Origin of the sequence: Bradyrhizobium sp. 199, assembly GCF_023073355.1 — a bacterium.
Lineage (GTDB): Bacteria > Pseudomonadota > Alphaproteobacteria > Rhizobiales > Xanthobacteraceae > Bradyrhizobium.
In genome coordinates this window covers 448,496-460,005 of the sequence record NZ_JADPJI010000008.1, presented here as the reverse complement: position 1 = coordinate 460,005, position 11,510 = coordinate 448,496, and the positions used below count along the sequence as shown (strand labels likewise).

At 63.5% G+C, this 11,510-nt stretch carries 11 protein-coding genes; 6 read left to right on the top strand and 5 right to left on the bottom strand.

The window, feature by feature from the left end; genetic code table 11:
- The first annotated feature begins 50 nt into the window (after window positions 1-50).
- The 3 genes from ribB to IVB28_RS24560 all read left to right on the top strand — a co-directional run bounded on the left by ribB (window position 51) and on the right by IVB28_RS24560 (window position 3,536).
- Window positions 51-1,127 (top strand): 3,4-dihydroxy-2-butanone-4-phosphate synthase, encoded by a 1,077-nt coding sequence (ribB, locus tag IVB28_RS24570; protein WP_247529624.1) that lies wholly within the window; start codon window positions 51-53, stop codon window positions 1,125-1,127.
- 159 nt (window positions 1,128-1,286) lie between these two features.
- Window positions 1,287-2,501, top strand: a complete 1,215-nt coding sequence (locus IVB28_RS24565; protein ID WP_247529623.1) for an acyl-CoA dehydrogenase — start codon at window positions 1,287-1,289, stop codon at window positions 2,499-2,501.
- 111 nt (window positions 2,502-2,612) lie between these two features.
- Complete coding sequence (locus IVB28_RS24560; RefSeq protein ID WP_247529622.1) at window positions 2,613-3,536, top strand: MBL fold metallo-hydrolase; 924 nt, start codon at window positions 2,613-2,615, stop codon at window positions 3,534-3,536.
- Window positions 3,537-3,543: 7 nt separating this feature from the next.
- Here the strand turns inward: IVB28_RS24560 and IVB28_RS24555 are convergent, their stop codons facing one another.
- Window positions 3,544-4,398: a DUF1499 domain-containing protein gene (locus IVB28_RS24555; RefSeq protein ID WP_247529621.1), complete on the bottom strand. Its 855-nt coding sequence runs from the start codon at window positions 4,396-4,398 to the stop codon at window positions 3,544-3,546.
- Window positions 4,399-4,625: 227 nt separating this feature from the next.
- A complete protein-coding gene (locus IVB28_RS24550) occupies window positions 4,626-6,254 on the bottom strand; it encodes a fatty-acid--CoA ligase (protein ID WP_247529620.1) in 1,629 nt (542 codons plus the stop codon).
- A 65-nt stretch (window positions 6,255-6,319) separates the two neighbouring features.
- Between IVB28_RS24550 and IVB28_RS24545 the strand changes: the two genes are divergently transcribed.
- The gene (locus tag IVB28_RS24545) at window positions 6,320-7,387 is read left to right on the top strand and encodes an extensin family protein (RefSeq protein ID WP_247529619.1); all 1,068 of its coding nucleotides are present in this window, start codon (window positions 6,320-6,322) and stop codon (window positions 7,385-7,387) included.
- A 37-nt stretch (window positions 7,388-7,424) separates the two neighbouring features.
- Here IVB28_RS24545 and IVB28_RS24540 read toward each other — a convergent pair whose 3' ends face one another.
- Window positions 7,425-8,111, bottom strand: coding sequence for a L,D-transpeptidase (locus IVB28_RS24540; RefSeq protein ID WP_247529618.1), 687 nt, complete (start codon window positions 8,109-8,111; stop codon window positions 7,425-7,427).
- A 335-nt stretch (window positions 8,112-8,446) separates the two neighbouring features.
- Here IVB28_RS24540 and IVB28_RS24535 point away from each other — a divergent pair, with 335 nt between their 5' ends.
- Both IVB28_RS24535 and IVB28_RS24530 read left to right on the top strand, forming a co-directional pair.
- Entirely contained in the window at window positions 8,447-9,424 is a 978-nt protein-coding gene (locus tag IVB28_RS24535) for a magnesium transporter CorA family protein (protein ID WP_247529617.1), read from the top strand.
- A gap of 243 nt (window positions 9,425-9,667) precedes the next feature.
- Window positions 9,668-9,886 (top strand): hypothetical protein, encoded by a 219-nt coding sequence (locus IVB28_RS24530; RefSeq protein WP_247529615.1) that lies wholly within the window; start codon window positions 9,668-9,670, stop codon window positions 9,884-9,886.
- A 171-nt stretch (window positions 9,887-10,057) separates the two neighbouring features.
- Here the strand turns inward: IVB28_RS24530 and IVB28_RS24525 are convergent, their stop codons facing one another.
- Together IVB28_RS24525 and pdxH are read right to left on the bottom strand one after the other, a co-directional pair.
- Window positions 10,058-10,810, bottom strand: a complete 753-nt coding sequence (locus IVB28_RS24525) for an SDR family oxidoreductase (protein ID WP_247530158.1) — start codon at window positions 10,808-10,810, stop codon at window positions 10,058-10,060.
- Window positions 10,811-10,860: 50 nt separating this feature from the next.
- On the bottom strand, window positions 10,861-11,502 hold the full coding sequence (gene pdxH / locus IVB28_RS24520) for a pyridoxamine 5'-phosphate oxidase (RefSeq protein ID WP_247529613.1): 642 nt from the start codon (window positions 11,500-11,502) through the stop codon (window positions 10,861-10,863).
- Window positions 11,503-11,510: the final 8 nt, after the last annotated feature.

The following is an 11,510-nucleotide window of genomic DNA, read 5'->3' as shown; positions in this document are numbered from 1 at the left end:
CCGGCTCAAGTCCGGCTAAGCCTCCCGGCATAACCGATAGAGATTGGGAAATGCCGGATAGCGTTCAGGAAGTCTTGCAGGCGTTTGCCCGGGGTGAGCTCGTGGTCGTCACCGACGACGACGACCGCGAGGGCGAGGGCGATCTGATCGTCGCCGCCTCGCTCTGCACCGCCGAGAAGATGGCGTTCATCATCCGCCACACCTCCGGCATTGTCTGCGCGCCCGTGACCACCGAGGACGCACGCCGTCTGCGGCTCGATCCGATGGTGGCCCACAATGATTCCGCGCACACGACTGCGTTCACGGTCTCGATCGACTACAAGCCCGACGGCGGCACCGGCATTTCCGCCGAAGAGCGCGCCTCGTGCTGCCGCGCGCTGTCCAATCCCAATGCCGGCGCCAACGATTTTGCCCGGCCCGGCCACATCTTCCCGCTGATCGCCAAGGATGGCGGCGTGCTGCTGCGCTCGGGCCATACCGAGGCCGCCGTCGATCTCTGCAAGCTCTCCGGACTGCCGCCGGTCGGCGTCATCAGCGAATTGATGAACGACGACGGCAGCGTGATGAAGGGCGAGCAGGTCGCCCGCTTCGCCGCGCAGCACAAGCTCAAGCACGTCACTATCGCGGACATGATCGCCTACCGCCAGGCGCGTGAGAAGCTGATCGAGCGGGTCTCGACCTTCGTCACCGAAAGCCCGATCGGACCCTTGCAAGGCTATGCCTACCGTTCGCCGTTTGATTCCATCGCCCACGTCGCTTTCGTCTATAACGGCGTCGGCGACGGCAAGAACGTGTTGACCCGCTTTCACAAGCCCAACATCGTCAAGGACATCTTCACCGGGCACAAGCGCATGGCGGCCGTGCTCGAGCATTTCAAGAAATCCGGCCGTGGGGTGCTGGTCTACTTGCGCGACGGCGCGGCCGGCGTGCCCGTGGCGGCGCTGCCGGACGAGTCGGCGACGGAGGCCGACCGCAACCGCCAGTGGCGCGAAGTCGGTGTCGGCGCGCAGATCTTGCGCGACCTCGGCGTCAGCTCGATCCGGCATCTCACCTCCTCGGTCCACGACTACAAAGGCCTCTCGGGCTTCGGAATCGAGATCGTCGCCAACGAACAGCTTGAAATCTAGCGCTGTCATCCTGGGGTGCGCGAGGCGCATCCTCCGCGGGCACGATCCGCGTGCTCGGGATTCACGCAGATACATACGTCTGTATTGCAATTGCACTTGTTGCCGCGGCGCTTTACTTTGTCGGGCAAATTTTGACGGAACCAGACGAAAGGACGTTTCATGAGCGTGCGCCCTCAGGCCAAGGACAAGCCGGCTGCGGCTTCTTTCCAATGGGACGATCCGTTCCTGCTCGACGAGCAGCTCACCGAAGATGAGCGCATGGTGCGCGACACCGCTCGCGCCTATGCCCAGGACAAGCTGCTGCCGCGCATCACCAAGGCGTATCTCGAGGAGACGACCGACCGCGAGATCTTCAACGAGATGGGCGAGCTCGGCCTGATCGGCATCACGCTGCCGGAAGAGTATGGCTGTGCCAATGCGAGCTACGTCGCCTACGGCCTCGTCGCGCGCGAGATCGAGCGGGTCGATTCCGGCTATCGCTCGATGAACTCGGTGCAGTCCTCGCTGGTGATGTACCCGATCTACGCCTATGGCGACGAGAACCAGCGCAAGAAGTACCTGCCCAAGCTCGCCAGCGGCGAGTGGGTCGGCTGCTTCGGCCTGACCGAGCCCGATGCCGGCTCCGATCCGGGCGGCATGAAGACCCGCGCCGAAAAGGTCTCTGACGGCTATCGCCTCACCGGCAGCAAGATGTGGATCTCGAACGCGCCGATCGCTGACGTGTTCGTGGTCTGGGCCAAGTCGGCCGCACACGACAACCAGATCCGCGGCTTCGTGCTGGAGAAGGGCATGAAGGGCCTCTCGGCACCCAAGATCGGCGGCAAGCTCTCGCTTCGCGCCTCCATCACCGGCGAGGTCGTGATGGATGGCGTGGTGGTTCCGGAGGACGCGCTGCTGCCCAACGTGTCGGGTCTGAAGGGACCGTTCGGCTGCCTCAACCGCGCCCGCTACGGCATCTCCTGGGGCGCGCTTGGCGCTGCCGAGGACTGCATGCATCGCGCGCGCCAGTACACGCTCGACCGCAAGCAGTTCGGCAAGCCGCTCGCCGCGACCCAGCTCGTGCAGAAGAAGCTCGCCGACATGGAGACCGAGATCGCACTCGGCCTGCAGGGCTCGCTTCGCGTCGGCCGCTTGATGGACGAGGGCAAGTTCGCGCCCGAGATGATCTCGATCATGAAGCGCAACAATTGCGGCAAGGCTCTCGACATCGCCCGTGTCGCCCGCGACATGCACGGCGGCAACGGCATTTCGATTGAATACCACGTGATGCGTCACGTCCATAACCTCGAGACGGTGAATACCTACGAGGGCACCCACGACGTCCACGCCCTGATCCTGGGGCGCGCGATCACGGGCATTCAGGCGTTTTTCTGAGTATGTTCTCCGTCATTCCGGGGCGATGCGAAGCATCGAACCCGGAATCTCGAGATTCCGGGTTCGCCCTTCGGGCGCCCCGGAATGACGTCAAAGAACAAAGAAGAAGCCATGTCCGACAATGACGACGTCCCGTTCAATCGCAACTTTCCGCTGAAAGCCGGCATCGTCGAGGAAGTCCGGCCCGGTGTGCGCCGCGTGCTCTGCGACAATCCGAGCCCGTTCACCTTCACCGGCACGGTCAGCTACATCGTGGGCAACGGCAACGTCGCGATCATCGATCCCGGTCCGGATGATGCGGCGCATGCGGCTGCGCTGCTCGATGCCGTGCGCGGCGAGACGGTGAGCCATATCTTTGTCACCCACACCCATCGCGACCATTCGCCGAACACCGCACGGATCAAGCAGGCCACAGGGGCACCTGTTTACGCCGAAGGCCCGCACCGGGCCTCGCGCCCGCGTTTCGAGAGCGAGAAACACAATCCGGAATCCGGCGCCGACCGCGATTTTGCACCGGACGTCCACCTCGCAGATGGCGATCTCGTCGAAGGCGATGGCTGGCGGCTCGAGGCCGTGGCGACGCCGGGGCACACCGCCAATCATCTGGCATTCGCCTGGCCGGAGCGGAAGTTCAACTTCGTCGGCGATCACGTGATGGGTTGGTCCACCTCGATCGTGGCGCCGCCCGACGGCTCGATGATCGACTACATGGACTCGCTCGACCGGCTCGCGGCACGCGAGGAAGATCTCTATTTCTCCGGCCACGGCCCCGAGATTCCCGACGGCCGGCGCTTCGTTCGCTTCCTGATCCGTCACCGCAAGGCGCGTGAGGCCTCGATCCTGCACCGCCTCGCCAAGGGCGAGACCGACATCCCGACCATGGTCCGCGCGATCTATATCGGCATCGATCCGAGGCTCACGACGGCCGCCGGCTATTCCGTGCTGGCGCACCTGGAAGACCTGGTCGCCCGCGGTGTCGTCGCGACCGAGGGCGATCCGGTGATCGGCGGGTCGTATCGGATGGCGAACGCGTAGCGTTCCGTCACTTCTTCACCGTCTTTGCCGGTGCCTTCGGCGGCGCGACCGGCGTCTTCTTCACCGGTTTGAGCGCGTCGGCGTCTGCCGCGGTGTTGAGATCGTCGATGAATTTTTTGACGCGCGCGGCGTTGCTGCCGAGATCGCTGTCGAAATTGCGCGAGGCCGAGCGGATATCGACGCGGGAGTCATCGCCGTCCGCCACGAATCTGATCGAAATGTCCTCGCGAAAACCCATGATCGGCGTGCGCGCCACCGCCTCGATGCGGCCGATGCGGCGCGGCGGCTGCGGTGGGCGCTCGTCGATGACGATCCATTTGCGCTTGTTGACGAGCTGCAGCGCGATCGCATAGGCGCGGTCGACGGAAATTTCGAGCTCGACGGGCTCGATATCAGGGTAGAAGTGGCGCTGCTGCTCCGCCGAATAGAGGCCGGCATAGACCGCGGTGTTGGTGCCCTCGCCGGTGCGCAGGCGCGCCAACGCCTCGAAACGCGGCGGATCGATCGGGTCGGTGGTGATGTCGTGGATCGCCGGCAGCTTGCGATATTGCAGGCCGAGATAGGCGGGGTAGGCAAGGATCGCCCCGTCGATCAGGAGGGCGAGCAGGATGCGCGCCATGCCGCGCGAGCCGTTCTGCCAGATCGCGGCAAAGCCGGCGAGCCCGAACAGGATCGAGAGGCCGGCGATCGCGAGGCCGCCGAAGAAGGTCGCGAGCGCCGGCTTTGGCTCCAGGAAATCGAAGCGGACGACGATGACCGACACCACCACCGCCACCACCGCGAACACGGCCAGATTGCGCGCCCAGTTCGCGAGGCTGGACACGGGCTCCGACTGATAGGGAGCGGAAAACCTGCGGGCCATCGAGTGAGCTCTGCCGGAGTTTTGGAGCGATGCCGGCCGATTTGGCGCGACGATGGGCCGTTGAGACCACGGCGCGGGGGCAAATTCAAGGGAGGCGGGCCGTTACTGCCCGTCATTCCGGGGCGATGCGCAGCATCGAGCCCGGAATTTCGAGATTCCCCGGTACGCAATTGCGCACCTGAGGTCTGGTCCTTCGGACCATCCCGGAATGACGGTCGTGCAAGGCTTTACGCCGCCGCATTCGGGAAGCGGTAATCCTTAAACTGGTCGCGCAGCGCCGTCTTCAGGATCTTGCCCGTGGCGGTATGCGGAATCCCCTCAACGAAGGCGACGTCGTCGGGCATCCACCATTTGGCGATCTTGCCGTCCATGTATTTCAGGATGTCCTCGCGCGTGGCCTGCTGGCCCTGCTTGAGCTGCACGATCAGCAGCGGCCGCTCGTCCCATTTGGGGTGGAATACGCCAATCACGGCAGCTTCCGCCACGGCCGGATGGCCGACCGCGAGATTTTCGAGGTCGATCGAGGAGATCCACTCGCCGCCGGACTTGATCACGTCCTTGGAGCGGTCGGTGATCCGCATGTAGCCGTCCTCGTCGATGGTCGAGACGTCGCCGGTGTCGAAGAAGCCGTCCTCGTCGAGGATGGTGGCATCCACCCGGTAATAGGCCTTGGCGACGGCCGGGCCGGCCACCTTGAGGCGGCCGAAGGTCTTGCCGTCCCAGGGCAGCTCCTTGCCGGCATCGTCGGTGATCTTCATCTCGACCGCGAAGGGCGCATAGCCCTGCATCTGCAGCACGTCGAGCCGTGCATCGCCGGTGGTATTCTGGAATGGCGGCTTCAGCGCAGCGACGGTGCCGATCGGGCTCATCTCGGTCATGCCCCAGGCGTGGCGGACATTCGAGCCCATATCGAGGAAGGCCTTGATCATCGAGCGCGGCATCGCCGAGCCGCCGCAGATCACCATCTTGAGGTCCGGCAGCTTCAGATTGTTGGCCGCCATGTGCTGGAGCAGCATCAGCCACACCGTCGGAACGCCGGCAGTGTGCGTCACCTTCTCGGTCGAGAGCAACTCATAGACCGAGGCGCCGTCGAGCTTGGCGCCGGGCATGACCAGCTTGGTGCCCTGCGACGGCGCGGAGAACGCGATGCCCCAGCTGTTGGCATGGAACAGCGGAACCACAGGCAGCATCGTCTCGGAGGCGCTGGTGCCGAGCGCATCGACATTGTTGGCCATCAGCGCGTGCAGCACGTTGGAGCGATGCGAATACAGCACACCTTTCGGGTCACCCGTCGTGCCTGACGTGTAACACATGGCGGCTGCCGTGTTCTCGTCAAAGTCCTTCCATTTGAATTTGCCGTCGGCCTCCGCAATCCAGTCCTCGTAGGCGACCACATTCTTCAGCGTCGTCTGCGGCATGTGCGCCTTGTCGGTCAGCACGACGTAGCGTTCAACGCTTGTCAGCTTGTCGGCGATCTTCTCCAGGACCGGAACGAAGGTGATGTCGGTCATCACGATGCGGTCCTGGGCATGGTTGATGATCCAGGCGATCTGCTCGGGGAAAAGGCGGGGATTGACGGTATGGCAGATGGCGCCGATCCCCATGATGCCGTACCACACCTCGAGATGGCGCCAGGTGTTCCAGGCAATCGTTGCGACACGGTCGCCGAGCTTGATGCCGTCGCGCTCCAGCACCTGCGAGACCTTGAGCGCACGCTTGTGGATATCGGCGTAGTTGGTGCGGTGGATCGGTCCCTCGACCGAGCGTGTGACCACCTCCTGCTTGCCATGAATTTTGGCGGCGTGTTCGATGATCCGGTGGCAGAGCAGGGGCCAATCTTGCATCAAACCAAGCATTCTCACGTTCCTCCGAGAAGTCGCCGGGCGCGTTGTCGCTCTCAGCGTTGGGCCAAAGAATTGTCATGAGTTCTAGCCTGCCGGAGTTTCGCCGCAAATGGTCTTGTCGCGGCTATATGTCCGCTGGCGCGGCAATGGTTACCGCCGCGCTCGGCCTATCGCTCCTGCTGGCCGAGAGGGCGGAGGCGCGTAAACATGCTTCCCCGCTGGATATCTTCGGTATCGCCGCACCACGGCCGCGCGTAGCGGTTCATTCCGCCAAGATCCCGCTGCCGAGACCGCGCCCCGAGGAGGCGCCCAAAGCATTGGACGAGGCGCCGCCGGAAGAGGATAAGCCGGGCGCCGACAAGCCTGCCGAGGCTGCGCAGCCGGCCCAGAAGCCGGTCTCGGCCTGCCGTCTCGCGCTGACCGAGGAGATCGCGATCGCGCCCTCAATTCCCGACATCCGCGGCCCCGGCGCCTGCGGTGGCGAGGATCTGGTGCGGCTGGAAGCCATCGTGCTGCCGGACAAGCGCAAGGTAACGGTCAAGCCGGCGGCGATTCTCCGCTGCACCATGGCGTCCGCGATCGCTGATTGGCTGCGCAAGGACATGGTGCCGCTGGCCACCAGCCTCGGCTCGACCATTGGCGAACTCGATAATTTCGATAGCTTCGAGTGCCGCGGCCGCAACCGCGTCATCGGCGCGATGCTGTCGGAGCACGGCAAGGCCAATGCGATCGACGTCCGTGCCATCAAGCTGGCCAACGGACAATCGATCGGCCTCACCGACCGCGCCATGTCGCGCGAAGTGCGCGAGCGCGTGCTGCAGTCAGTCTGCACGCGGTTTTCCACCGTGCTCGGCCCGGGTTCGGACTGGTACCACGAGGACCATATCCATCTCGACCTGGCGCAGCGGCGCAACGACTACCGGATCTGCCAGTGGAATGTCTGGGATCCGCTGCCGCAGGTCGCTCCGCTGCTGCCGGCCGAACGCCCCGAGGCGGCGCCGCCGCGCGCCGTCGCGGGCAAGCCCGAGGCACAGGAAGGCGCTGACGACGAGGCGGCTGAAAAGTCTCCAGCACCTGCGGAGAAGCCGGCGGCCGATGGCGGCAAGTCCCAACCGCACAAGCCGGCAACAAAAAAGCGCCGGTGAAACCGGCGCTTTTGGATCTCAGAGGTTTTGGAGGCGATCAGTAGCTGCCAGCCTGGCCGGTTTGGCTGCCGCCGAGTGCAAGCCGCGAATTGTAGGGCGAGTCGCCATGCTTCGGCTCCAGCACCACGACGAGAGTGCCGACCTTGACGCGGTCATAGAGATCGATCGCGTCCTCGTTGGTCAGGCGGATGCAGCCTGACGAGATCGAGGCGCCGATATATTCCGGCTGGTTGGTGCCGTGGATGCGGAACAACGTGTCCTTTCCGCCAGAATAGAGGTAAATCGCGCGAGAGCCCATCGGATTGTCGGGGCCGGGTGCGACATAGGTCGGCACGCCCAGGCGCGAAATTTCGCCGGGGGTGGGGTGCCACGCCGGCCACTCGGTCTTGCTGCCGACCTTGGCAATGCCCGACCAGGCCATGGCCTCTTCGCCGACGGTGATGCCGTAACGGATCGCCTTGCCGCCATCCAACACGTAATAGAGATAGTGATTGTCGGAATCGACCACGATCGACCCTGGCGATTCCTTGCGGTGGTACTGCACGATGGCGCGGCGGAACGGCTCCGCGACCGGCGTATTCTCGTACCGGACCTTGGCGAGCAATTCCTTGTCCTTCGGCTTGAACGCCTTGGTGTCGGTCGCCTCGAAATGCGTGGCCTGCATGCAGCCCGACAGCATCAGGCCCGCGGCCAGAATTACCAGCTTAACTTTCAGCGACGACATGATTTGGTTCCAATCAAAACAATACCGTGCGGAAGACCTGAGTTTAGCGCCCAAGTTCCTCGACTCCGTTAATCCCATTATGGTTGAAATCTGCCACAATTCCAGCACTGAAGCCCTTCTCCCGCGCTGCAAGATCGTGGCTGTGGCTTTTTTGCCGCAAATTTCACGGCGCCTTGGAGATTTTCGGGCAAGGAGCGTCCGACTGTCGATTCCGTGCCACAGTCAAGCCATGGCGTCGCCACAAGGGCAAACGCCTCGTTGATCCGGTTGTCATCGTGAACTTGTCAGAATCGCGCTAAGGGCTGTCATCCGACGCAGGTTCTCTGGAGTTGTGCATGTTTTCTGTGTTTGTTCCCTCCGAGTCCTCCCTCAAGAAGGCGGTCGTCGAGGACCTTACGGTGTTGCCGGAGAGCGCGGTCTGGATCGATCTCGTCAACCCGACCGCGGCCGAGGACAAGGCAGTGGAGCGGCTCGCGGGCATCGCCATCCCGACCCGCGAAGACATGCAGGAGATCGAGATCTCCAGCCGTCTCTATATCGAGAACGGCGCGCGCTACATGACCGCGACCCTGATGTGCCACTCCGATACCGACATGCCCCGGACCACGGCAGTGACGTTCATTCTCGGCGACCACCGCCTCGTGACGGTGCGCTACGATCTGCCCAAGCCTTTCGCCCTGGTGGAGGCCAAGCTTGCCCGCTCCTGCACGCCCGCGATCACCGGCGAGATGGTGCTGATGGAGCTGCTGGACGCCGTGATCGACCGCTGCGCCGACATCCTGGAGCGATGCGGCGCCGAGATCGACCAGGTCAGCCACGACATCTTCGAGCCCGAGAGCGCGCGTCACGGGCAGGCCAAGCGATATTCCCAGATCCTGATCTCGATCGGCCGCAAGGGCGATCTGACCTCGAAGGTTCGCGAGAGCCTGGTGTCGATCGGCCGCGTCGTCACCTTCCTCTCGGCGGTGGTCGAAGGCATAAAATGGTCGAAGGACATGCGCGAGCAGCTCAAGACCATGCAGCGCGACGTCGCCTCCCTGACCGATCACGCCTCCTATCTTTCCAACAAGATCACCTTCGTGCTCGACGCCATGCTCGGCGTCGTCAATCTCGAGCAGAACAACATCATCAAGCTGTTCTCGGTCATGGCCGTCGTCCTGATGCCGCCGACGCTGATCGCCTCGATCTACGGCATGAACTTCAAGGTGATGCCGGAACTCGAATGGGTGCACGGCTATCCGATGGCGCTGGTGATGATGCTGATCGCCGCGATCGTCCCGTACTGGATCTTCAAGTTGAAGAAGTGGCTGTAGGATCATGATCCGGAAAACTGTGCAGCGGTTTTCCGAATAGATCATGCTCAAGCGAAGATCCCTACCGAGACCTTACACCGTTCGCAGAGACACGATGCTTGGTGTCGCAGAATAGAGCGGGATTGCGGCCGCGCGGTGATGCGTGGCTGCCGCCCCAACTCCTCCGGTAAAATTTGAGCGGTGGGCTGAACGTTTGCGCGAAACTTGTCTGCGATAAGCAGTGCGTAGCCGCGAGGAACAGCCATGGTTGAAAAACACATAACGTCGCCCCGCAACGTCATCGATCTGGCGAACTATCGTCAGACGATGACGAGCGGCAAGGCGTCGTCGATGTCGGCACGCATGTGCCGGCACTGTGGTGCTCCGCTGCTCGACGGTGAGAACGACGACGACTGCTCGACTGCATTCAGCACGGCCGCTCCGCGGCCGCGTGACCGGTCACGTCGGATTCGAATCGATTGAGGAACGGAAGGAAAGGGCGATCCAGGTCTTGCGGCGGCGTTGCCTGGATCGCCTTGCTTCCCCGGCTTCCAACGTCGTCATTGCGAGGAGCTCTTGCGACGAAGCAATCCAGACTGTCTCCACCGAGGCGGTCCTGGATTGCTTCGCTTGCGCTCGCAATGACGAGGACGCCTACACGTGCTGGCCGCCGTTGATGTGGATCTCGGCGCCGTTGACGTAAGAACTGGTGTCCGTGCACAGCACGTAGATGATCTTGGCGACCTCGTCGGGCGTGCCGAGCCGATGCAACGGGATCTGCTGCTCGACGATCTTGTCGGTGCCTGGCGACAGGATCGAGGTGTCGATCTCGCCCGGCGCGATCGCGTTGACGCGTACGCCGACGCGGCCGAAATCGGAAGCCATCTCGCGCGTCAGGGATGCGAGCGCGGCCTTGGAGGTGGCATAGGCGGCGCCTGCGAAGGGATGCACGCGCGAGCCCGCGATCGAGGTGACGTTCACGACCGAGCCCCTGGCCGCCTTCAATTCCTCGATCAGCCCACGCGCGATCATGATCGGCGCGAAGAAATTGACATGAAAGACATGCGTCCAGGTCTCGAGATCGGTGTCCACCGAGCCGAGCCGGGAACCGCCGGGGCCCTTCGGCGAGATCGCGGCGTTGTTGACCAGCGCATGCAGCATGCCGCCCTCGAGGCGGTTGCGGATGTCGGAGATCGCGCGGGTGGTATCCTTGGGATTGCCGAGATCGACCTGGATGTGATCCTCGGGGCCGGCATCCCACGGACAATCCTCCGGAAACGGGTGCCGCGAGCAGGTGATGACGCGCCAGCCCGCCGAGGAGAACCGGATCACGGTGGCGTGGCCGATGCCGCGGCTTGCTCCGGTCAGGAGCAGCGTACGGCGGGGCGCATTGGACGAATGCGGCATGGACATCTTTCAGGTCGGCCCAAAGCTCGAGACGAGGTTCGAGATCAGGCTCAAGGGTACATCCGCGTCTTGGACCACTTCTGTCCTGCCGCGTCACGGCGAAATTCGATGCGGTCGTGCAGACGGAATGGGCGGTCGTGCCAGAACTCGATCCGCGAGGGGCTGATGCGCCAGCCGCTCCACCCCGGCGGGCGCGGTACTTCGCCGATGACGTATCTGGCCGCGACTTTCGCGATGGCTTGTTCGAAGGCGAAGCGGCTCTCCAGCTCTTGCGACTGCTTGCTCGCCCAGGCGCCGATCTGCGCCTGCTTGGGTCGGGTGGCGAAATAGGCGTCGGCCTCAGTGTCGGTCACCGGCGTCACGTTGCCGCGGATGCGGACCTGACGGCGCAGCGACTTCCAGTGAAAAAGTAACGCTGCCTTAGGATTTGCGGCGAGTTCGCGGCCCTTCTGGCTCGCGATGTGGCTGTAGAAGACAAAACCCTCGGTATCGAAGCCCTTCATCAGCACCATGCGCACGTCAGGCAGCCCATCGGGGTCGACGGTTGCGAGCGCCATGGCGTTCGGATCGTTCGGCTCACTCTTGATCGCCTCGTTCAGCCAGGTCTCGAACAACGCAAATGGCTCGTCGGCGGCGGTGAAATCACCGGATGTTAAGGGTGTCTGGTGTTTCATCGAGGTCGTGTCGGTCATGTCTGGAG